This window comes from Falsirhodobacter algicola, assembly GCF_018279165.1.
GTDB lineage: Bacteria > Pseudomonadota > Alphaproteobacteria > Rhodobacterales > Rhodobacteraceae > Falsirhodobacter > Falsirhodobacter algicola.
In genome coordinates this window covers 1,805,001-1,825,442 of record NZ_CP047289.1, presented here as the reverse complement: position 1 = coordinate 1,825,442, position 20,442 = coordinate 1,805,001, and the positions used below count along the sequence as shown (strand labels likewise).

Genomic DNA, 20,442 nt, shown 5'->3' with positions numbered 1-20,442 from the left:
CCCTTTTTCTTTGAGGTATCGGAATGGATCTGCGCTCGCTCGTGATGGGCATCGGCTTTGCGGTGATGTGGTCGTCGGCCTTCACCACGGGGCGGATGATCGTGCTGGACGCCCCGCCTTTGCATGCGCTTGCGCTGCGCTTTCTGGTGGCGGGGATCATCGGGGTGGCGATCGCCGCCGCCATGGGCCAGACGGCCCGGCTGACGCGGCCGCAATGGCGGGCCACGATCCTGTTCGGGCTTTTGCAGAACGTCGTCTATCTCGGCTGCAACTTCTTTGCGATGCAATGGGTGCCGGCCAGCCTCGCCTCCATCATCGCCTCGGCGATGCCGCTGGTGGTGGCGCTGGCGGGCTGGTTGGCCTTCGGGGAGAAGATGCGCCCCTTGGGCATCGCGGGGCTGGCGGCGGGGCTGGTCGGCGTCTGCGTCATCATGGGGCACCGCCTGACGGGCGGGGTGCCGGTGCTGCCGGTGCTTTTGTGCCTCGTGGCGGTGCTGGCGCTGGCCTTCGCGGCGCTGACGGTGAAGGGGGCCTCGGGGTCGGGGAACCTGCTGATGGTGGTCGGGCTGCAGATGCTGGTCGGGGCGGTGGTTCTGGGCCTGCTGGCGGTCCTGTTCGAGCCGTGGCGCCTGACGCTGACCCCGCGGCTGATCGGGGCCTTCGTCTACACGGTGCTGGTCGCCAGCCTGATGGCCACATGGGTGTGGTTCGGGCTGGTGGGGCGGATCGGCGCGGTCCGGGCCTCCACCTTCCATTTCCTCAACCCGTTCTTCGGGGTGCTGATCGCCGCCCTCCTTCTGGGGGAGCCGATCGGCATCTGGGACATCGTCGGCGTCGGCATCGTGACGCTGGGCATCCTTGCCGTGCAGCTGTCGAAGGCGCGGCAGATTGAGAACGGGGCGCGAACATGATACGCTGGCGCGCATCATGCCCAGCCTGTGCCGCGCCTGTCTGACCCTGTTCGATGCCGGCGCGCGCTGCCCCGCCTGCCGCAGCCCGCGCATCATTTCCCACCCCGAGCTTGCGGATCTGTCGATCGCGCATATGGATTGCGACGCTTTCTATGCCAGCGTCGAGAAGCGGGACGATCCATCCCTGCGCGACCGCCCCGTGATCGTGGGCGGCGGCACGCGCGGGGTGGTGGCGACCTGCTGCTACATCGCGCGCATCTCGGGGGTGCGGTCGGCCATGCCGATGTTCCAAGCGCTGCGCCTGTGCCCCGGCGCGGTGGTGGTGAAGCCGCGATTCGAGGTCTATGCCGGGATCAGCCGCGCGATCCGCGCCATGATGGCCGATCTGACCCCCGCGATTGAACCGCTGTCGCTGGACGAGGCGTTCCTCGATCTGACGGGCACCGCGCGCCTGCACGGTGCGCCGCCCGCCGTCCTGATGGCGCGGCTGGTCCGCCGGATGGAGGAGGAGCTGGGCATCTCCGGCTCGGTCGGGCTGTCGCACAACAAGTTCCTCGCCAAGATCGCCTCGGACCTCGACAAGCCGCGGGGCTTTTCCGTGATCGGCCGGGCCGAAACGGCGGAATTCCTGTCCCGACAGCCCGTCCGCATCATCTGGGGCGTCGGCACCGCCACGCAGGCCGCGCTGGAGGCGGCGGGCATCCGGCAGGTCAGCGATCTGCTGCGATGGGATCGGCGGGATCTGTCGGCCCGTTTCGGCAGCATGGGCGATCGGCTGTGGCGCCTTGCGCGCGGCGAGGATACGCGCCCCGTCGCCCCCGATCACAAGGTGAAATCCATCTCCAAGGAGACGACCTTCAACGAGGATACGGCCGATCCGGACCTTCTGGACGGGCATCTGTGGCGGCTGGCGGTGCAGGTGGCCGACCGCGCCAAGGCCAAGGATCTGGCCGGGCGCACGGTGGTGCTGAAGCTGAAACGCGCCGATTTCACGCAAATCTCGCGCCGCCATGCGCTGACCGATCCCACGCAGTCGGCGGACCGGCTCTATGACGAGGGGCGGCGCCTTCTAGATATGGCGCAGCCCACGGGGCCGGTGCGGCTGATCGGCATCGGCCTTGCGGATCTCTGCGCCGGGGAGCGGGCGGATCTCTCGGTCGATCTCCTCGATCCCGGCGCGGGCCGACGCCGCCGGGCCGAAGCGGCCACGGATGCGATCCGGGCCCGGTTCGGCGCGGATGCGATCATCAAGGGCCGCGCGCTGCGCTAGGGATCATTCGGCGGCCAGCGCCTGCCCCTCGCGGCCGATGGCGCACAGCTCGGCGGTGATGCCGTCGATCAGCCCGACGAACGCATCGAAATCGGCGCGCCGCTCGATTCGCGCTTCGTCCATGTAGAGGGCGCGGTCGATCTCCACCTGAATCGCATGCTGCCCCCGTGCGGGGCGGCCATAGGATTGGGTGATGTAGGCGCCCGCAAAGGGGGCGTTGCGGCTGGTACGCAGCCCTGCGGCGCGAAAGGCCGCTTCCACCCGCTCCATCACGGCGGGGGCGCAGGCGGCGCCGAACCTGTCGCCCAGCACCACATCGGCGGCAGGTCCGCGCCCGGCGATGGCATCATGGGGCATCGAATGGCAGTCGATCAGGATGGCCGAGCCGTGGCGCGCCCGCGCCTCCTGCATCAGGCCGCGCAGGGCGGCGTGATAGGGGCGCCAATGCGTCACCAGCCGCAATTCGGCCTCCGCGCGGGTGATCTTGCCCGAATAGATCGGCCGCCCATTCGCCACGACGCGGGGAATCACCCCAAGGCCCGAGGCGACGCGCGGATTGTGCGGCATCCGCACCAGCCCTTCGATGAGGGCAGGGTCCAGCTCGTCGGCCGCGCGGTTCAGATCGACGAAGGCGCGCGGGGCGCGGGCCGCGATCAGCGGCGCGCCTTGGGCCGGCACCCCCCGGAAGAGATCATGGACGAACGCATCCTCGGACGAGCGGATCATCTGCCCGTCCAACCGCGACGCAGCCAAGAAATCTTGGGGATATTCGCATCCGCCATGCGGCGAGGAGAACACCATGGCGGTGTCCGGGCGGTCCGGCAGATGCAGATCGAAAGGGGGGTATCCCGTCATGCCGGGGCGGCTCCTGTTGCGTTCCTGATATTAAGCGCGCTTGCCCCGTGCGGAAACCCCTTGATCATGGCTGCGACTCTCTTTATAGACGCGCCACACCGAGACTTTTAGTCACGGAGCGTGGGCGGTTAGCTCAGCGGTAGAGCACTACGTTGACATCGTAGTGGCCACTGGTTCGATCCCAGTACCGCCCACCATTCATATCACCGCCCCCGTTCGGGGGCATGTTTGTTTTCAAGGCGCACGCGCGCCGCGAATGGGAGAAGAGAGATGAAGGTTGCGAACTCGCTCCGCTCGCTCAAGCTGCGCCACCGCGACTGCCAAGTCGTGCGCCGCAAGGGCCGCGTCTATGTGATCAACAAGACGCAAAAGCGCTTCAAAGCCCGCCAAGGCTGAGATCCGCCCAGACTGTTTTCGAAAGGCCGCCGGGATCGCCCGCGCGGCCTTTTTCACATGTCCGGGCTGCTTGATCCGGGGGCGCGCCGATCCAGATGCCCCGCATGGTGATGACAACCTCCTCGCGCACGGATGTCTGGCGGCCGGCGATGGCCGCGCTGATGCTGGGCTTCGTGCTCTGGCTGCCGGGGAATGGCCGGGCCATCCCGGCCGAGCTTCCGGCGGTGCTGCTTCTGGCGGCCCTGCCCCCGCTGCGCCTGCCGCTGCTGGGCATCCTCGTGCTGACGCTGCTTTTGAAGGCGGGGGATGCGGGCCTGCAGGGGGCGTTCGGGCGTCCGTTCAATCTGGTGACCGATTGGCAGCTTCTGGGGGCCGCGTGGCAGTTGGGGCGCGGATCGCTTGGCCTGTGGCGGATGATGCTGGGCGTCGGGGCGGCGATCCTGCTGCTGGGGGTGCTGACGTTGGGCATCCGTTGGTCGCTGCGCCAGCGGCGCGGCGGATGGGCGGGGCTGGCGATTCTGGCCGTCTTTGCCATCCTGCCCCCGCAGGCGGCAACCACGCGGATGCTGGCGGACAAGGCACTGACCACCCGCGCCACGCTGGCCGATCTGGCCGCGTTCCGCCGCGCGGCCGCCACCGATCCCTTTGCCGGACAGGATGGCCTTCTGGCGGCGCTGCGCGGGCGCGACACCGCGATCATCTTCGTCGAGAGCTATGGCCGCACCAGTTTCGCCGTGCCGGACAATGCCGCCCATCCGCAGCTTCTGCATCGGGCGGAGGCGCGGCTGGCAGGGGCGGGCCTTGCCATGCGGTCGGGCTGGCTGACCTCGCCGGTGATGGGCGGGCAGAGCTGGCTTGCGCATGCGACGCTGTCGGCGGGGCTGCCGATCACCGATCAGGGGCGCTATGGTGCGCTGCTGGCCAGCCCCCGGCGCACGTTGTTCCACCTCGCATCCGAGGCGGGCCTGCACACGGCCGCCTTCACCCCCCAGACCACCGAGGCGTGGCCCGAGGGGACCATGCTCGGCTTTCGGGAGATTCGGGACGCGGCGCATCTGGGCTATGCCGGCCGGGCGCTGAACTGGGTCACGATGCCGGATCAGTATGTCCTGTCGGTGCTGGAGCGGCGGATGCGCGTCCTCGGCCCGCCGCTCTTTGCCGAGGTGGATCTCGCCTCCTCCCATGCGCCATGGGTTCCGGTGATCGGGATGCGGGATTGGGATACGATCGGCGATGGACGCGGTTTCGACGGCACCGGTTGGGACCGCCGCACCCCGCGCGAGGTCTGGGCCGATCCGGACACCGTGCGGGCGCAGTATTCGGCGGCGATCCTCTATTCGCTGCAGGCGGTCACCGAATTCGTCGAGCGGCAGGCCGGAAGCGGGATGCTGGCGGTGATCCTCGGCGATCATCAGCCCGCGGGATTCGTGGCGCAGATGGACAATCGCGACGTTCCGGTCCACATGATCGGTCCGCCGGACCTGATCCGGCGCATCGACGGGTGGGGCTGGACCCCCGGCCTCGTCCCGGCGGCGGATCTTCCCGCTTTGCCGATGGATGGGTTCCGGGACCGGTTCCTGAATGCGTTCGGCGCCGCCGACACGGGAGGGTGAGACGTGAGGTTCGACAAGCAGGCCCCCATCTGGCGCGTGGCACGCCTTGCCGTGCCGCTTCTGATTCTGGGGGCATTGTGGATCTTCGCCGATGGCGAGCAGATCCTGCACCAGCTGCGCAATGCCGATCCGTTCTGGCTGATCGGGGCCGTGTTGATCGTGAATCTTCAGACCATGCTCTGCGCATGGCGGTGGAAGATGACGGCGAACCGGCTGGGGCAGATCCTGCCGCTGCGCATCGCGATCACCGAATACTACCTTGCGCAATTCGTGAACCAGACGATGCCGGGCGGGGTTGCGGGCGATGTCGCGCGGGCGGTGCGGGTGCGGGGCGACAGCATGCGCACCTCGGGCGCGGGCGTTGCGATCGAACGGATCAGCGGGCAGGTCGGGATGCTTGCGATCATGGTCACGGGCCTTGCCCTTGCGATGGCGCATGGCGACGTGCCGTGGCGAATCGGGGCCACGCCCTTCGGTATCGGCCTTGGCATCGCGGCGGCGCTGCCGCTGGTCTATGTGCTGCTGCCGCAGCGGATGCGCGACACGATCCGGCTGGGCATCCTCGATATCTGGCCCCGGCAAAGCGTGCTGGGGCTTGCCATCGCGGCCTGCAACATTCTGGCCTTCGCCTTTTGCGGCCATGCGATCGGGGCCGATCTTGCGCCGGTGGCGGCGGCGGCGCTGGTGCCGGTGATCCTGTCGGCGATGCTCATCCCGGCCTCCGTCGCGGGATGGGGCTTTCGCGAGGGGGCGGCGGTGCTGTTCCTGCCGGTGGCAGGCGTCGGGCCGCAGGCCGCCATCGCCACCAGCGTGGCCTTCGGGGCGATGGCGCTGATCGCCGCCTCTCCCGGGGCGTTCTTCCTGCGCCGACCGCGCGTGCCGCAGCCCGCGAACTGATGGGCCGCGCTGCGACACCGCGCCACAGCGCAGCCCGCCGCCCCCGACCCCACATTTCCGTGAGATTTACCGCAGGAGCTTTCGCGTGGACTTCCTAGCCCTTTTCGGGGATCCGACCGTCTGGATCGCCCTCGCCACCCTGATCGTCATGGAGGTGGTGCTGGGCATCGACAACCTCCTCTTCATCTCCATCCTGACCAACAAGCTGCCGGCCGAGCATCGGGAGCGGGCGCGGCGCATCGGCATCAGCCTCGCGCTCGTGCTGCGGCTGGGGCTGCTGGCGACGGTGTCGTGGATCGTGCAGCTGACGCAGCCGGTCTTCACCGTGCTGGGCAACGAAATCTCGTGGAAGGACATGATCCTGATCGCGGGCGGTCTGTTCCTCGTCTGGAAGGCCACGAAGGAAATCCACCATTCCATGGACCCGGTCGATCACAAGGACACCATGGTGGGGGCGGCGACGCTGACCTTCGGCGGGGCGATCGCGCAGATTCTGGTGCTGGATCTCGTCTTTTCCATCGACAGCATCATCACGGCGGTGGGGATGACCCCGCATGTGCCGGTGATGGTCATCGCGGTTCTGGTGGCGGTCAGCGTCATGCTGCTGGCGGCGAATCCGCTGGCCCGCTTCATCGAGCATAACCCGACCATCGTGATGCTGGCGCTGTCCTTCCTGATGCTGATCGGCACGACCCTGATCGCCGAGGGCTTTGGCTTCCATGTGCCCAAGGGCTACATCTACGCCGCGATGGCCTTCTCGGCCACGGTGGAGATGCTAAACATGGCCGCCCGCACCCGGCGCATGCGCCGCTGAAGCTGGACCTGCCCCGGGCCTTCCGCTAAGGCTCGGGGTGGTGACGTTCCTGCAAAGGGCCTGTGTTTTCCGTGTCCGACACAACCGATCCTGCCGCAAGCCGGCGCGCGTTCCTCTTCAAGGCGACGGGCTGTGCGGGCTGTGTGGCCGCCGGGGCGGCCGCCCTGCCGCTGGTGGATCAGATGAACCCCGCCGCCGACACCCGCGCCGCGGCCGAGCTGCGGGTCGATCTGTCGGCCGTGCTGCCCGGCACGCAGCTGACGGTGCAGTGGCAGGGCCGTCCGGTCTTCATCCGCCGCCGCACCGCCGAGGATATCGCCGCCGCCCGCGCCGTTCGGCTGTCCGATCTTCCCGATCCGCTGGCCAACAACGCCAACCTGCCCGCCGATGCTCCGGCCACCGATGCCAACCGCGCGCTGGATGCGGCGGGCGAATGGCTCGTGATGATGGGGGTGTGCACGCATCTGGGCTGTGTCCCCTTGGGCGGGGCCGCGGGGGATTTCGGCGGCTGGTTCTGCCCCTGCCACGGATCGCATTACGACAGCGCCGGGCGCATCCGGCGCGGCCCCGCGCCGCGCAACCTGCCGGTTCCGCGCGCCGTGCTGCTGGACCCCGTTACGTTGCAGATCGGGGTCGGGGCGTGACGCGCCCGCCCCATCCCCCCTATCGCCCCCAGAGCGCCGCCGCCCGCTGGCTTCAGGCGCGCCTGCCCATCCTCGGGCTGTTGCATGGGGCGCTGACCGTGCCCGTCCCGCGCAACCTCAATTGGATGTGGGTCTGGGGGGTGGTGCTGATGTTCTGCCTGCTGCTTCAGCTCGCCACCGGCCTTGCCCTTGCGATGCATTACATCCCGCAGGCGGAGCTTGCCTTCGACAGCGTGCAGCGCATCATGCGCGATGTGAACGGCGGGGCCTTTCTGCGGGCGCTGCATGCGAACGGGGCCTCGCTCTTCTTTCTGGGGATCTATGCCCATATCTTCCGGGGCATCTATTATGGCAGCGGTAAGGCCCCGCGCGAGGTGACGTGGCTGATCGGCATGACGCTGTTCCTGCTGCTGATGGCCACGGCCTTCATGGGGTATGTCCTGCCTTGGGGGCAGATGAGCTTCTGGGGCGCGACCGTGATCACGAACCTCATCGGGGAAATCCCCGGGATCGGCCCCACGCTGGAGCAGTGGGTGCTGGGCGGGCCAACGGTGGGCGATCCGACGCTGACGCGGTTCTATGTGCTGCATTACGCCCTGCCCTTCGTGGCGGTGGCGCTCGTCGGGCTGCATGTCTGGTCGTTCCACAGCACGGGCAACAGCAACCCGTCGGGGGTGGAGCCGCGCACCGATCCCGAAGGGTTCGCCCGCGACACCCTACCCTTCTGGCCGTTCTTCGTGATCAAGGATCTGCTGGCGCTGGCGGTGGTGCTGGCGGTGTTCTTCGCGCTGGCGGGCTTTGCGCCCGACCTCTTGGGCCATCCGGAAAACGCGATTCCGGCCGATCCCCTCGTGACGCCGCCGCATATCGTGCCCGAATGGTACTTCCTGCCCTTCTACGCCATCCTGCGCGCCTTCACCGACGATCTGTGGCTGGTCCGCGCCGTGGAGGTGATCAGCTTCGGCCATGTGGGCGCGACGCTGTGCGGGGCGGCGGCGCTGGCCGGGTCGATCCTCGTGCTGGTGGCGGCGCCGTGGCTCGATCGCTCGCCGGTGCGTTCGGGGCGCTACCGGCCTGCCTTCCGGGTCTGTTTCGTGGTGCTTCTGGCTGATTTCGCGCTGTTGATGTGGTGCGGGGCGCAGCCGCCGACGGGCATGGTGGCGTTCTGGTCGCTGATCGGGACGGCGGTCTGGTTCGGTTTCTTCCTGATCGCGCTGCCGCTGTTGCCCCGGTGGGAGCGCCCACGCCCCCTGCCCCCCACGATCGAGGAGGCGCGATGATCCGCCTCCTCCTCGTCTGGTTGATGCTGGCGGCCCCGGCGGCGGCGCTGGAGGCCGATGGCCCCTTCGACATCTACGACGGGGCGCAATTGCGGCGCGGGCTCGAGGTCTATGAACAGGTCTGTTCGGCCTGCCATGGGCTGCGCCATGTCACGATCCGCAGTCTGGCAGAGCCGGATGGCCCCGCGCTGGACGATGCCGCGATGCGCGAACGCGCCGCGGCGCTGGATCTTGCACCGACCGACCGCTTTCCCGCCTCTGCCCTGCCCGAGGCCCCGGATCTGAGCCTGATGGCAAAGCAGCATCCCGGCGGCGCCGCGTTCATCCATGCGGTCCTGACCGGCTATGACGGCACCGAGGCGGATGGCCTTTGGGGCAACCGCGCCGCCGGGCCGATCGCGATGCCGCCGCCGCTGGTGGACGGCATCGTCACCTACGAGGACGGCACGGACCCCACGGTGGAGCAGATGTCGCAGGACGTTTCGGCCTTTTTGGCATGGGCGGCCGATCCGCAGAAGGTGGCGCGCAAACGGTCGGGATTCGTCGCGGTCGGCTTGATGATCCTGCTGGCGGGTCTTTTGTGGCTGACCAATCGCGAGGTCTGGCGCCGTCAGCCGAGATAATCGCGTAGCGCCGGCGGCGGGGCATCCAAGAGCGGGCCCGTGGGTTCCGGCGGATGGGCCACCCCATCGGCCACCAGCACCGTGCGCTCCGCGATGCGCCCGGCGTCGCGCGGATCGTGGGTGACCATCAAAAGCGTGACGCCGTGCGCAAGCTCGGCCACCAGATCCAACATGTCGGCCTTCAGGCGCGGCCCCAGTGCGGCGAAGGGTTCGTCCAGCATCAGCACCGGGCGCGCCTGCAACAGCGCCCGCGCCAGCGCCGCCCGCCCCTGCTGCCCACCCGAAAGCTGAGAGGCGCGGCGCCCCTCCAGCCCGCGCAGGCCGACGCGGTCCAGCACCTCCGCCACGCGCGCCGTCTGTTCGGCATCAAGGCGCAGGCGCGGCGACAGGCCGAGGCCCACATTCTGCGCCACGGTCAGATGCGGAAACAGGTTCTGATCCTGAAACAGCGTCGCCACCGGGCGCTGCGCCGGGGGCAGCGGGCCAAGATCGCGCCCCTCCCACGATATCCGCCCCGAGGCGAGCGGCACGAACCCCGCCAGCGCCATCAGCAGCGTCGATTTCCCCGCGCCGGAGGGGCCGATCAGGGCCACACGCTCGCCAGCCGTCACCTGCCAATCGGCCGACAGGGCAAAATCCCCAAGGCGGATCGCCGCGCGGTCAAAGATCAGAGCCATGCCGCCCTCCCCAATCGCACAAAAGGAACAGGCCGAAGGACAGCGCGACCAGAACCAGCGCCGCCCCCGCCGCCTGATCCATCCGGTAGGCGCCCATCAATTGCTGCACCAAGAGGGGCAGCGTCGGCGCATCGGGCGCCGCGAACAGCGCGATGACGCCAAGATCCCCCATCGACAGCGCCGCCGACACGCCCGCCGCAAAGCCCAAGGGCCGCCGCAGCCGCGGCAGGATCACCCAGCGCAGCCGCGCCGCGCCGGTCAGGCCCAGCGTGTCGGCAAGCGGGCCATAATCGTGCCGAACGGCCTGCGCGGGCGGATGCAGGATGCGGAAGGCGAAGGGTAGCGCCAGCACCGCGTTCACCAGAAGCGTCACCGGCAGGGCCAGCGCATCGGGCGAGGTCAGCGGCCAGAGCGCGAGGAACAACCCCGTTCCCATCACCAGCGAGGACGCCGCCAGCGGCAGCGTCGCCACCAGCCCGGCCCATCGCAGCGGCGACAGCGCAAGGATCAGCGCGGCCGTCATCGTCAGCGCCGCCGATCCCGCCGCCACCGCCACCGAACGCGCCGCCGCCTGCCAGACGGCGGGGGGCAAAGAGGCAAGTTCGGGCGCGCCCCGCAGGGCGATCAGCGCCAGCGGGCAGGTCAGGAACAGCGTCGCCCCGGCCAGAAGCGCAGCGTCCATCGCGCGCCGCCATCCCGCCGGCGCGAAGGGCACCGTCCGATCCAGCCCCCGCCCGAACCCCGGCGGCACGGCCACCAGCCCCGCCAGCACCACCGCCCCCGCACAGAGCAGAAGCTGCAGCGCGGCAAGGCTTGCGGCGCGGCCAGGATCGAAGCTGAACCGCAGCGCCTGATAGATCGCGAGTTCCACCGTGGTGGCGCGCGGCCCGCCGCCCAGCGTCAGCGCCACGGCAAAGCTGGTGAGGCAGATGGCGAAGATGACGATCACGGTGCCGGGCAGCACCTCGCGCAACATCGGGCGTTCGAGGTGGCGGCAGATGTCGCGCGGCCCGAAGCCCAGCGTTAGGGCAAGGCGCATCCGCTCGGCCGGGATGCCCTGCCACCCCTGAAGGATCAGGCGCACGGCCAGCGGCATGTTCAGGAACACATGGGCCAGCACCACCCCGTGCAGCCCGTAGATCGACAGGCGCGGCAGGCCCAGCAGCGCCAGCGCGTCATTGACGATGCCGCTGCGCCCGAAGGCCGCCAGAAGGCCCAGCACCGCGACGATCACCGGCAGCAGGAACGGCGCACCCAAGAGCGCGATCAGCGCCCCGCGCCCGGCAAAGCGCCGCCGCGCCAGCGCCCGCGCCACCGGCACCGCCAACGCCGCCGAGAGGGTGGCCGACAGCGCCGCCTGCAGCACCGTGAAGCGCAACACCGGCCAGTCCGCCCCCCATCCGCCCTGCGCCTGCAGCGCCACCAGCGCCAGCGGACCCAGAATCAGCAGGAGGACCGCCCCCGCGACGATCAGCGGGAGAGTGCGGCTTGCCATTCGGCGATCGCGGGATCACGGGCGGCGGCGGCCTCGTCCGGGGGCAGGAACAGCGTCCGCTCCGGGCGGGGCAGCGCAGCGAAGGCCTCGGGCAGGGGCACGTCGCGCGCCGGATACATCCAGTTCGTGGTGGCGATGATGGTCTGCGCCTCGTCCGACAGAAGGAAGGCGAGGAACCGGTCGGCGAGTTCCGGCTCTGCGGCATGGGCCAGCTTGGCCGCAAGTTCGACCTGAAGGTAATGCCCCTCGTCGAAGATGGGGGCGATCTTGCTGTCATCGCCCTCGGCAAGGATGTGATAGGCGGGGGAGGTGGTGTAGGACAGCACCGCATCCGCCTCGCCCTCGGTGAAGAGGCCATACGCCTCGGACCAGCCGGGCGTGACGGTCAGGATGTTGTCGGCCAGCCGGTCCCACAGGGCCGGGGCCTCATCGCCATAGGCGGCCTGCACCCACATCACGAGGCCGAGCCCCGGCGTGGAGGATCGCGGATCCTGAATCACGATGCGCAGGTCCGAATCGGCCAGCTCCGACAGGCTGTGCGGCGGTTCGGCGCCGCGGTTCATCACGAAACCGAACCAGCCCCAGTCGAAGGGCAGGAAGGTGTCGTCCGTCCATGCGATCGGCAGATCGACCGACGGCACCGCCCCATGCGGGGCGAAAAGGCCGGTTGCGGCGGCATCGGCCATCAGGTTGGTGTCGAGGCCCAGCACCACATCGGCGGTGCTGCGGGCCCCTTCGAGGCGCAGGCGCGCCAGAACGGCAGCCGCATCGCCCGGCGCGGTGAAGCGCAGATCGCAGCCGCATTCTTGCTCGAAGGCGGCGGTCAGTTGCGGGCCGGGGCCCCATTCGCTGGTGAAGCTGTCATAGGTCAGCACGTTCAGAACGGGCCGATCCTGCGCGGCGGCGGAAAGCGGAAGCAGCAGGGCGGCGGCACATAGGGACACGGGGCGGCGCATGGTTCCTCCTTCGTCTCGGCAGAAAAGGGGCTTGCGCTGCACCTTCCCTCCGCCGGTATCAGCCGGTTCAGGTTCGACGGGTTCGCGGATCGCATCTCAGCCCGAAGGCACCCCGAGGTTCACCGGGGATTTAGGGGCGGCGGTGGCCCCTGTCCAGCGCGAAACGGGTTTTCCGGCGCGGGGCTTTGCCCTATGGCTGGCATCCAAGGAGACCCTGCCCATGAGCTTCAACACCTTCGGCCACCTGTTCCGCGTCACGACCTGGGGCGAAAGCCACGGACCCGCGCTTGGCGCGACGGTGGATGGCTGCCCGCCGGGCGTGCCTATCGAGGCCGAGGCGATCCAGCACTGGCTCGACCGTCGCAAGCCGGGGACCAGCCGCTTCACCACCCAGCGGCGCGAGGCCGATGAGGTGCGCATCCTGTCGGGCGTGTTCGAGGGGCTGTCCACCGGCACGCCGATCCAGCTGATGATCGAGAACACGGATCAGCGGTCCAAGGATTACGGCGACATCGCCACCAGCTTCCGCCCCGGCCATGCGGACCTGACCTATCATCTGAAATACGGGCTGCGCGATTATCGCGGCGGCGGTCGGTCCTCGGCGCGGGAAACGGCGGCGCGGGTGGCGGCGGGGGGCGTTGCGCGCGCCGCGCTGGCCGCGCTGGTGCCGGATCTGCGGATCACGGGGATGATGGTGCAGATGGGTCCGCACGGCATCGACCGCGCCCGCGCCGATCTGGCCGAGGTGGATCGCAACCCATTCTGGTGCCCCGATCCGGTGATGGCCGAGGAATGGGCGGGATATCTCGACGCGTTGCGCAAGGCGCATGATTCCGTGGGCGCGGTGATCGAGGTCGTCGCCTCGGGGGTGCCGGCGGGGCTGGGCGCGCCGATCTACGGCAAACTCGACGCCGATCTCGCGGCGGCGATGATGTCGATCAACGCGGTCAAGGCCGTGGAGATCGGCGAGGGCATGGCCGCCGCCGCGCTGACGGGGCGCGAGAATGCCGACGAGATGCGCCGGGGCGCAGATGGGCCGGCCTTCTTGTCGAACCACGCGGGCGGCATCCTCGGCGGCATTTCCACCGGGCAGGATGTCGTGGTGCGTTTCGCGGTGAAGCCGACCAGTTCCATCCTGACGCCGCGCCAGACGGTGACGGCCGGCGGCGAGGAGATCGACCTCGTCACCAAGGGCCGCCACGATCCCTGCGTGGGGATTCGCGCCGTGCCGGTGGCCGAGGCGATGATGGCCTGCGTGCTTCTGGATCATCTGCTGCGCGACCGCGGCCAGACGGGCGGGGCGCGCGGCCACATCGGCTAGGCTCCGCCACCCGGCGCGATGGCTAGTGGAACAAACTCTTCCTCCCAAGGTTCGTCCATCAGAGAGACTTGGGAGAGAAGTGATGGCTGACTATCGTAATGACCGGGACCTTGACCGGACCCAACCGAAGACTGTCCATGCCGAGCGTTCGGGCAGTTCCATCTTCCTGATCGTGGCCGCGGTGATCGCATTGCTGGCGATCCTGTGGTTCGCCTTCTCGGGCGGGGACGATGCCGCGACGACCACGGCACCCTCGGCCATGGAAGAAACCACGCCGACCGCCCCGCAGGCGACGCCGACCGTTCCGGACACGACGATCGCACCGGATAACGGCACCGCCGGCGGCACCTCGGGCACGACGACGCCCTGAGGATTTGCGGATCGAACGGAAAAGGGCGGCCCATCGGCCGCCCTTTTGTCATGCCTGCGGCAGTTCCGCGATCACGGCGCGGGCAGCGGCAGCGGGATCGTCCGCCTGCCAGATCGGGCGACCGACCACGATGTGATCGGCGCCGTCCGCGATGGCGCGCTGCGGGGTGGCGATGCGCTTCTGATCGCCCACCGCCGCGCCCGCGGGGCGCACGCCCGGCGTCACGATCAGTTTGCCCGCCGCCTCGGGCAGGGCGCGGATCAGGGCGGCTTCTTGCGGGCTGGCGATGACGCCGTCCGCCCCGGCCGCCAGCGCGCGGGCCGCCCGCTCCACCGTGATCTCGGCGATGTCGCCCGGACGGATCAGGTTCGCATCCAGATCCGCCCGATCGAGCGATGTGAGGATCGTCACCGCAAGGATCTTCGTGTCCGTACCGGCGCGCCCCTCGGCCGCGGCGCGCACCACCTGCGGATCGCCATGCACCGTCAGGAAATCGAGGCCGTGCTGCGCGATGCCCCGCACCGCCGCCTCCACGGTCGCGCCGATGTCGAACAGCTTCATATCGAGGAACACGCGTTTGCCGCGTTCGTGCTTCAGCTCGTTGGCAAGGGCGAAGCCGCCGCCCGTCAGCATCCCGAGGCCGATCTTGTAGAACGACGCGGCATCGCCGATGCGGTCGGCAAGGGCGAGCCCCTGAACGACATTGGGCACATCGAGCGCCACGATCAGGCGGTCATCGGTCATGGGGTACCTCTGGCTGTTGGGGTCGGGGACGGGGATGGTCCGACAGCCCGCCCCCTGTCAACGCCGAAAGCGCGTTGACAGCCCGCCGGGCCGCGTGATCCATGGAGCGAAAAGGCATCCGTCCATGCAGATCACCATCACCCATGACCGGCCCGAGGGGTCACGTTCGGGGCCTGTCACCGTCGGCTGGTTCCTCGCCTCGGACAAGGGCGCGGTGATGTTCGATGCGCCCGAACGACTGGTGCAGCGTCCGCCCAATCGCGGGCATGCCAAATCCGCCGCGCGCTGCCCGGCGGTGGTGCAGATGGAAAGCCGCTATTTCGTCGTGCGCTGCCCCTACGATCTGCATCTGGGCTTTGGCCGCGACGATAAGGGCAAGCCTCATCTCATCAACCGCGCGGGCACCGCCAGCCCGGTGCGGCCCAACAAGCTGAACGAACTCCTGACGCTGGTATCGGAAAGCGAATGGCGTTTCCCGGACCGCCCGACGGTCCAATTGTCGCTGCCCTACTGCTTCATCGCCGATGAGCCGGTCTATATGACGCAGGTCGGCACCTTCGCGCATTACCGCGCCGATCCGCTGCCCGGCACCATCTTCGGCGGGCGGTTCCCCATCGACATATGGCCGCGCCCCCTGATGTGGGCGTTCGAATGGCACGACCCCGCGCGCGATCTCGTTCTGCGCCGGGGTGAGCCGCTCTTCTATGTTCAATTCGAGGGGGAGGGGCCGGACCGTCCGGTGCAACTGACCGAGATCGAACGGACGGCGGAATTGACGGAGTATCTGGAGAAGATCTCGGGCGTGGTGAATTACGTCAACCAGACCTTCTCGCTCTTCAAGGCGGCGGAGCGTGTGCGCCCCGCCCAACTCGTGGTGCCGAAGAAGCGTTAGGCCGCAGTGTCGAAGCGCGGCGGTGCGACCCGCGCGGCATAGAGCGACTTGGCGCTTTCCAGCAGTCGATGACGCAGATTCTCGCCATCGGAGGGTTCGGCGGTGCGGATATGCACCTCGAACGGGACGGGACGCCCCTCTTCCTTCACGAGGAGGGTGACCATCGCCTCAACCTGTCCGAAATCACGGGCATAGCGGGCATGTTCGATCTGGGCAGACAAAATACGCATGGCGGTGTCCTTCGTCATCTCGGACTGTCAACCCCGCATATTTCTTTTTGTTCCAAGGCTGGCCATCCTGCCGCTGTCACAGCGCGGTGATTGGATGCCCGAGGCTTGAAAGGGGCGGAGATGCTCCTCATCTTTCGTGCAGAGACCCGGATGTGGCGTGCCGAATGCGGGCGCCGGTGACCGGGGGCTTGGCAAAAGGAGAGAAGAGCCGATGAATTTGGAAAAGTTCACGGAGCGGTCGCGTGGCTTCATTCAAGCGGCGCAGACCATCGCGATTCGCGAAAGCCATCAGCGGCTGGCACCCGAACATCTGCTGAAGGCACTTATGGACGACGATCAGGGGCTGGCGGCCAATTTGATCGCGCGCGCGGGCGGCGATGCGCGCCGCGTGCAAGAGGCGGTCGAGACGGCGATGGGCAAGCTGCCGAAAGTGTCGGGCGATGCCCAGCCCTTCATGGACCCGGCCCTCGTCCGTGTGCTGGACGAGGCCGAGAAGGTCGCGACCAAGGCCGGTGACAGCTTCGTTCCGGTGGAACGCGTGTTGACGGCGCTGGTGCTGGTGGCGTCGAAGGCCAAGGATGCGCTGGCGGCGGGCGGCGTTTCGGCGCAATCGCTGAACAGCGCGATCAACGATATCCGCAAGGGCCGGACGGCCGACTCCGCTTCGGCCGAAGACAGCTTCGAGGCGCTGAAGAAATATGCCCGCGATCTGACCGAGGCGGCCCAGCAGGGCCGGATCGATCCGATCATCGGCCGCGACGACGAGATCCGCCGCACCATGCAGGTGCTGAGCCGCCGGACCAAGAACAACCCCGTCCTGATCGGGGAGCCGGGCGTCGGCAAGACGGCGATCGCCGAGGGCCTTGCCCTGCGCATCGTCGATGGCGATGTGCCCGAATCCCTGCGCAACAAGCGTCTGATGGCGCTGGACATGGGCGCGCTGATCGCCGGGGCGAAATATCGCGGCGAATTCGAAGAGCGTCTGAAGGCCATCCTGAAGGAGATCGAGGCCGCCGCCGGCGAGATCATCCTCTTCATCGACGAGATGCACACGCTGGTCGGGGCCGGGAAGGCCGATGGCGCGATGGATGCCGCGAACCTCATCAAACCCGCCCTTGCGCGCGGAGAGTTGCACTGCGTCGGGGCCACCACGCTGGACGAATACCGCAAGTATGTGGAGAAGGACGCGGCCCTCGCCCGCCGTTTCCAGCCTGTCATGGTGTCCGAGCCGACGGTGGACGATACGGTCAGCATCCTGCGCGGCATCAAGGAGAAGTACGAACTCCACCACGGGGTGCGCATCTCCGATTCCGCGCTGGTGGCGGCGGCGACGCTGTCGCATCGCTACATCACCGACCGGTTCCTGCCCGACAAGGCGATCGACCTCGTGGACGAGGCTGCCTCGCGCCTGCGGATGGAGGTGGATTCCAAGCCCGAGGAACTCGATGCGCTGGACCGTCTGATCCTGCAGATGCAGATCGAGCAGGAGGCCCTTCGCAAGGAGGACGACGCCCCGTCGCACGATCGGCTGGAACGGCTGGAGAAGGATCTGGGCGATCTGCGCGACCGCGCCGCGACCATGACCGCCAAATGGCAGGCCGAGCGTGACCGCCTGCAGGCCGCCCGCGATGTGCAGGAGCGGCTGGACCGCGCCCGCGCGGAACTGGATGTGGCCAAGCGCGAGGGCAATTTCGCCAAGGCGGGCGAGTTGCAATACGGCACCATTCCGGCGCTGGAAAAGCAACTGGCCGAAAGCGATGCGGGCGATGTGATGGTCGAAGAGGCCGTCCGCCCCGAGCAGATCGCCGAGGTCGTCGAACGCTGGACGGGCATCCCCACCTCCAAGATGCTGGAGGGGGAGCGCGAGAAGCTGCTGAAGATGGAGGATGAGCTGGGCCGCCGGGTCATCGGCCAGCGTCAGGCCGTCACGGCGGTGGCGAATGCCGTGCGCCGCGCCCGCGCCGGTCTGAACGACGAAAACCGCCCGCTTGGCAGTTTCCTGTTCCTCGGCCCGACCGGCGTCGGCAAGACGGAACTGACCAAGGCCGTCGCCGAATACCTCTTCGACGACGATCAGGCCATGGTGCGCATCGATATGAGCGAGTTCATGGAGAAGCACGCCGTGGCCCGCCTGATCGGCGCGCCCCCCGGCTATGTCGGCTATGACGAAGGCGGGGTGCTGACCGAGGCTGTGCGCCGCCGCCCCTATCAGGTCGTGCTGTTCGACGAGGTGGAGAAGGCGCATCCCGATGTCTTCAACGTGCTGCTTCAGGTTCTGGACGACGGTGTGCTGACGGACGGACAGGGCCGCACCGTCGATTTCAAGCAGACGCTGATCATCCTGACCTCGAACCTCGGGGCCCATGCGCTGAGCGTTCTGCCCGATGGCGGCGATCCGGCGGCGGCGCGTGCGGCGGTGATGGAGGCGGTGCGCGGGCATTTCCGCCCCGAATTCCTGAACCGTCTGGACGAGACGATCATCTTCGACCGCCTTGGCCGCGCCGATATGTCCGGGATCGTGGACATTCAGCTGGGCCGGTTGGAACGGCGGCTGGAGCAACGCAAGATCGCGCTCGATCTCGATGCGCCGGCGCGGGCATGGCTGGCCGAGGAGGGGTATGATCCCGTCTTCGGGGCGCGTCCGCTGAAACGGGTGATCCAGCGCCATATTCAGGACCCGCTGGCGGAAATGATCCTTGCGGGCGACGTGCCCGACGGATCGACCGTCCATGTCAGCGCCGGGGCCGAGGGGCTGATCGTGGGGGATCGCATCTCCTCCTCGCGGCGCGACAGGCCGCAGGATGCCGTGGTACACTGACGGGCAAGGGGGGCGCTGACGCGCCCCCTACGCTTTTGTGAGGCAATTTTTCTTGGTGTTCGGCGGATTCTGGCCAAGGTTAAGGAAAAGGAGATTGCCACATGCCCAGCACCGACCCGAAATGGTCCGACGTGACGCCGAAGGCCGCATGGCTGAACCGCCGCCAGATCATGGCCGGCGCCGCTGCAGCCTTCGCGACGCCCGCCGTCGCGCAGAACCTGTCCACCTCCGAGACGGCGAACACCCTCGAGGAGATCACCAACTACAACAACTACTACGAGTTCGGTCTCGATAAGGGGGATCCCGCGAAATATGCGGGCCAACTGACGATCGATCCGTGGGCCGTGCAGATCGACGGGCTGGTGGACCGCCCCGGCAGCTACGATCTGGCCGATGTCATGCGCATGGGCCCGGTGGAGGAGCGCATCTACCGCTTCCGCTGCGTCGAGGCGTGGTCGATGGTCATCCCGTGGAACGGCATTCAACTGTCGCATATCCTGAACAAGGTCGGGGTTCAGCCCTCGGCCCGCTATGTCGCCTTCGAGACGCTGCTGCGCCCCGAGGAGATGCCGGGCCAGCGTCAGGGCTTCCTCGACTGGCCCTACCGCGAAGGGCTGCGTCTGGACGAGGCGATGAATCCGCTGACGCTGATGGCGACGGGGCTGTACGGGGAATCGATGCCGAAACAGAACGGCGCGCCGATCCGGCTGGTCGTTCCGTGGAAATACGGCTTCAAATCAATCAAGAGCATCGTGCGCATCAGCCTGACCGCCGATCAGCCCCCGGCGACGTGGAACCTCACCAATCCTCGGGAATACGGCTTCTATGCCAATGTGAACCCCGAGGTCAGCCATCCGCGCTGGTCGCAGGCGACCGAGCGGCGGATCGGGGGCGGGCTGTTCAACAGCCGTCAGGATACGGTGATGTTCAACGGCTACGGCGATCAGGTCGCGAGCCTCTATGCCGGGCAGGACCTGAAGAGGGACTTCTAGGTGCAGATCGTCAATCAGGCGCTGCGCCCCGTCCCGTCTTGGAGCATGTATCTCCTTGGGCTCGTTCCGCTGTCGTGGCTGGTGCTGCGGGGGGTGATGGGTCAGCTCGGCGTCGATCCCGTGCGGACGGTGGAACATGACCTTGGGCTGCGCGCCCTGCAATGGATCTGCTTCGGGCTGGCGATTTCGCCGCTGCGGTGGCTGACGGGCATCAACCTGCTGAAGTTTCGCCGCGCGGTGGGGCTGGTCGCGTTCTTCTATGCGGTGCTGCATCTGTCGGCATGGCTGTTTCTGGATATCCAGCTGCACTGGGGGCAGATCTGGGGCGACATCCTGCGCCGGCCCTACATCACACTGGGGATGCTGGCGCTCCTTATGATGCTGCCGCTGGCGCTGACCTCGAACACATGGTCCATCCGGCGTCTGGGCAAGCGGTGGCAGAAGCTGCACCGCCTTGTCTATGTCGCGGGGGCCGCGGCGGCGGTGCATTTCCTTCTGGTAGGCAAGGTCTGGGTCGGCGAGGCGCTGATCTATGTCGGGATCGTCGCGATTCTGCTGATCATCCGCCGGGTTCATAGCCAAAGGCGCGCATCGCCCGCAGCGAAATAGTGCATGCAGGCCCGGGATGCACAACATATTGGGCC

At 68.2% G+C, this 20,442-nt stretch carries 21 protein-coding genes, 1 tRNA gene and 1 riboswitch; of the genes, 16 read left to right on the top strand and 6 right to left on the bottom strand.

The annotated features are described in order from the left end of the window. Positions 1-23 precede the first annotated feature (23 nt). Positions 24-911 carry a DMT family transporter gene (locus tag GR316_RS09085; RefSeq protein WP_211783615.1) on the top strand — a complete coding sequence of 296 codons (888 nt, stop codon included), beginning with the start codon at positions 24-26 and terminating at the stop codon, positions 909-911. 16 nt (positions 912-927) lie between these two features. Further along, on the top strand, positions 928-2,181 hold the full coding sequence (locus GR316_RS09080) for a DNA polymerase IV (protein ID WP_211785172.1): 1,254 nt from the start codon (positions 928-930) through the stop codon (positions 2,179-2,181). 3 nt (positions 2,182-2,184) lie between these two features. Here GR316_RS09080 and GR316_RS09075 read toward each other — a convergent pair whose 3' ends face one another. After that, positions 2,185-3,036 carry an N-formylglutamate amidohydrolase gene (locus GR316_RS09075; RefSeq protein ID WP_211783614.1) on the bottom strand — a complete coding sequence of 284 codons (852 nt, stop codon included), beginning with the start codon at positions 3,034-3,036 and terminating at the stop codon, positions 2,185-2,187. A 122-nt stretch (positions 3,037-3,158) separates the two neighbouring features. Between GR316_RS09075 and GR316_RS09070 the strand changes: the two genes are divergently transcribed. The 8 genes from GR316_RS09070 (at position 3,159) to GR316_RS09035 (ending at position 9,303) form a co-directional block, all read left to right on the top strand. Further along, positions 3,159-3,233: transfer RNA gene (locus tag GR316_RS09070), tRNA-Val, on the top strand. A gap of 73 nt (positions 3,234-3,306) precedes the next feature. Beyond that, positions 3,307-3,432 carry a type B 50S ribosomal protein L36 gene (ykgO, locus tag GR316_RS09065; RefSeq protein WP_045388515.1) on the top strand — a complete coding sequence of 42 codons (126 nt, stop codon included), beginning with the start codon at positions 3,307-3,309 and terminating at the stop codon, positions 3,430-3,432. Between the two features lie 104 nt (positions 3,433-3,536). Continuing rightward, positions 3,537-5,045 carry an alkaline phosphatase family protein gene (locus GR316_RS09060; RefSeq protein ID WP_249218752.1) on the top strand — a complete coding sequence of 503 codons (1,509 nt, stop codon included), beginning with the start codon at positions 3,537-3,539 and terminating at the stop codon, positions 5,043-5,045. A gap of 3 nt (positions 5,046-5,048) precedes the next feature. Then, entirely contained in the window at positions 5,049-5,942 is an 894-nt protein-coding gene (locus GR316_RS09055; RefSeq protein WP_211783613.1) for a lysylphosphatidylglycerol synthase transmembrane domain-containing protein, read from the top strand. 85 nt (positions 5,943-6,027) lie between these two features. Further along, entirely contained in the window at positions 6,028-6,756 is a 729-nt protein-coding gene (locus GR316_RS09050; RefSeq protein ID WP_249218751.1) for a TerC family protein, read from the top strand. A 71-nt stretch (positions 6,757-6,827) separates the two neighbouring features. Next, entirely contained in the window at positions 6,828-7,400 is a 573-nt protein-coding gene (petA, locus tag GR316_RS09045) for a ubiquinol-cytochrome c reductase iron-sulfur subunit (RefSeq protein WP_211783612.1), read from the top strand. Continuing rightward, positions 7,397-8,680, top strand: a complete 1,284-nt coding sequence (locus GR316_RS09040) for a cytochrome b (protein ID WP_211783611.1) — start codon at positions 7,397-7,399, stop codon at positions 8,678-8,680. The genes petA and GR316_RS09040 overlap by 4 nt, the downstream gene beginning before the upstream one ends. Further along, the gene (locus tag GR316_RS09035; protein ID WP_211783610.1) at positions 8,677-9,303 is read left to right on the top strand and encodes a cytochrome c1; all 627 of its coding nucleotides are present in this window, start codon (positions 8,677-8,679) and stop codon (positions 9,301-9,303) included. Before GR316_RS09040 ends, GR316_RS09035 begins: the two co-directional genes overlap by 4 nt. Here GR316_RS09035 and GR316_RS09030 read toward each other — a convergent pair. Genes GR316_RS09030 through thiB form a run of 3 tightly spaced genes read right to left on the bottom strand, consistent with a single transcriptional unit; the run spans position 9,291 to position 12,431 of the window. Beyond that, a complete protein-coding gene (locus tag GR316_RS09030; protein ID WP_211783609.1) occupies positions 9,291-9,980 on the bottom strand; it encodes a thiamine ABC transporter ATP-binding protein in 690 nt (229 codons plus the stop codon). The genes GR316_RS09035 and GR316_RS09030 overlap by 13 nt on opposite strands. Next, positions 9,964-11,475 (bottom strand): ABC transporter permease family protein, encoded by a 1,512-nt coding sequence (locus GR316_RS09025; protein WP_211783608.1) that lies wholly within the window; start codon positions 11,473-11,475, stop codon positions 9,964-9,966. The genes GR316_RS09030 and GR316_RS09025 overlap by 17 nt, the downstream gene beginning before the upstream one ends. Continuing rightward, positions 11,451-12,431 (bottom strand): thiamine ABC transporter substrate binding subunit, encoded by a 981-nt coding sequence (gene thiB, locus GR316_RS09020; protein ID WP_211783607.1) that lies wholly within the window; start codon positions 12,429-12,431, stop codon positions 11,451-11,453. Before thiB ends, GR316_RS09025 begins: the two co-directional genes overlap by 25 nt. 27 nt (positions 12,432-12,458) lie before the next feature. Then, positions 12,459-12,556, bottom strand: a riboswitch (TPP riboswitch). Positions 12,557-12,651: 95 nt separating this feature from the next. Here thiB and aroC point away from each other — a divergent pair. Both aroC and GR316_RS09010 read left to right on the top strand, forming a co-directional pair. After that, positions 12,652-13,752, top strand: a complete 1,101-nt coding sequence (gene aroC, locus GR316_RS09015; RefSeq protein WP_211783606.1) for a chorismate synthase — start codon at positions 12,652-12,654, stop codon at positions 13,750-13,752. A gap of 82 nt (positions 13,753-13,834) precedes the next feature. Continuing rightward, positions 13,835-14,122 carry a hypothetical protein gene (locus GR316_RS09010; protein WP_211783605.1) on the top strand — a complete coding sequence of 96 codons (288 nt, stop codon included), beginning with the start codon at positions 13,835-13,837 and terminating at the stop codon, positions 14,120-14,122. A gap of 48 nt (positions 14,123-14,170) precedes the next feature. On the opposite strand, the gene pyrF is transcribed toward GR316_RS09010, so the two are convergent. After that, positions 14,171-14,866, bottom strand: coding sequence for an orotidine-5'-phosphate decarboxylase (pyrF, locus tag GR316_RS09005; RefSeq protein WP_211783604.1), 696 nt, complete (start codon positions 14,864-14,866; stop codon positions 14,171-14,173). Between the two features lie 124 nt (positions 14,867-14,990). Between pyrF and GR316_RS09000 the strand changes: the two genes are divergently transcribed. After that, positions 14,991-15,758 (top strand): hypothetical protein, encoded by a 768-nt coding sequence (locus GR316_RS09000; protein WP_211783603.1) that lies wholly within the window; start codon positions 14,991-14,993, stop codon positions 15,756-15,758. Here the strand turns inward: GR316_RS09000 and GR316_RS08995 are convergent. Continuing rightward, complete coding sequence (locus tag GR316_RS08995) at positions 15,755-15,988, bottom strand: hypothetical protein (protein ID WP_211783602.1); 234 nt, start codon at positions 15,986-15,988, stop codon at positions 15,755-15,757. The two genes, GR316_RS09000 and GR316_RS08995, sit on opposite strands and share 4 nt — an antisense overlap. A gap of 211 nt (positions 15,989-16,199) precedes the next feature. Between GR316_RS08995 and clpB the strand changes: the two genes are divergently transcribed. From clpB to msrQ, 3 genes are all read left to right on the top strand, one after another. After that, complete coding sequence (gene clpB / locus GR316_RS08990; protein WP_211783601.1) at positions 16,200-18,806, top strand: ATP-dependent chaperone ClpB; 2,607 nt, start codon at positions 16,200-16,202, stop codon at positions 18,804-18,806. 101 nt (positions 18,807-18,907) lie between these two features. Beyond that, positions 18,908-19,798, top strand: coding sequence for a protein-methionine-sulfoxide reductase catalytic subunit MsrP (msrP, locus tag GR316_RS08985; protein WP_211783600.1), 891 nt, complete (start codon positions 18,908-18,910; stop codon positions 19,796-19,798). After that, positions 19,799-20,407 (top strand): protein-methionine-sulfoxide reductase heme-binding subunit MsrQ, encoded by a 609-nt coding sequence (msrQ, locus tag GR316_RS08980; RefSeq protein ID WP_211783599.1) that lies wholly within the window; start codon positions 19,799-19,801, stop codon positions 20,405-20,407. Positions 20,408-20,442: the final 35 nt, after the last annotated feature.

What these genes read in the sequence shown, in the direction of transcription:
- GR316_RS09085 (WP_211783615.1), top strand. Translation starts at nt 24, where the DNA reads ATGGATCTGCGCTCGCTCGTGATGGGCATCGGCTTTGCGGTGATGTGG.
- pyrF (WP_211783604.1), bottom strand. Translation starts at nt 14,866, where the DNA reads ATGACCGATGACCGCCTGATCGTGGCGCTCGATGTGCCCAATGTCGTT.
- thiB (WP_211783607.1), bottom strand. Translation starts at nt 12,431, where the DNA reads ATGCGCCGCCCCGTGTCCCTATGTGCCGCCGCCCTGCTGCTTCCGCTT.
- GR316_RS09010 (WP_211783605.1), top strand. Translation starts at nt 13,835, where the DNA reads ATGGCTGACTATCGTAATGACCGGGACCTTGACCGGACCCAACCGAAG.
- GR316_RS08995 (WP_211783602.1), bottom strand. Translation starts at nt 15,988, where the DNA reads ATGCGTATTTTGTCTGCCCAGATCGAACATGCCCGCTATGCCCGTGAT.
- ykgO (WP_045388515.1), top strand. Translation starts at nt 3,307, where the DNA reads ATGAAGGTTGCGAACTCGCTCCGCTCGCTCAAGCTGCGCCACCGCGAC.
- GR316_RS09080 (WP_211785172.1), top strand. Translation starts at nt 928, where the DNA reads ATGCCCAGCCTGTGCCGCGCCTGTCTGACCCTGTTCGATGCCGGCGCG.
- GR316_RS09025 (WP_211783608.1), bottom strand. Translation starts at nt 11,475, where the DNA reads ATGGCAAGCCGCACTCTCCCGCTGATCGTCGCGGGGGCGGTCCTCCTG.
- GR316_RS09060 (WP_249218752.1), top strand. Translation starts at nt 3,537, where the DNA reads ATGGTGATGACAACCTCCTCGCGCACGGATGTCTGGCGGCCGGCGATG.
- aroC (WP_211783606.1), top strand. Translation starts at nt 12,652, where the DNA reads ATGAGCTTCAACACCTTCGGCCACCTGTTCCGCGTCACGACCTGGGGC.
- clpB (WP_211783601.1), top strand. Translation starts at nt 16,200, where the DNA reads ATGAATTTGGAAAAGTTCACGGAGCGGTCGCGTGGCTTCATTCAAGCG.
- GR316_RS09075 (WP_211783614.1), bottom strand. Translation starts at nt 3,036, where the DNA reads ATGACGGGATACCCCCCTTTCGATCTGCATCTGCCGGACCGCCCGGAC.
- msrP (WP_211783600.1), top strand. Translation starts at nt 18,908, where the DNA reads ATGCCCAGCACCGACCCGAAATGGTCCGACGTGACGCCGAAGGCCGCA.
- GR316_RS09035 (WP_211783610.1), top strand. Translation starts at nt 8,677, where the DNA reads ATGATCCGCCTCCTCCTCGTCTGGTTGATGCTGGCGGCCCCGGCGGCG.
- GR316_RS09030 (WP_211783609.1), bottom strand. Translation starts at nt 9,980, where the DNA reads ATGGCTCTGATCTTTGACCGCGCGGCGATCCGCCTTGGGGATTTTGCC.
- GR316_RS09000 (WP_211783603.1), top strand. Translation starts at nt 14,991, where the DNA reads ATGCAGATCACCATCACCCATGACCGGCCCGAGGGGTCACGTTCGGGG.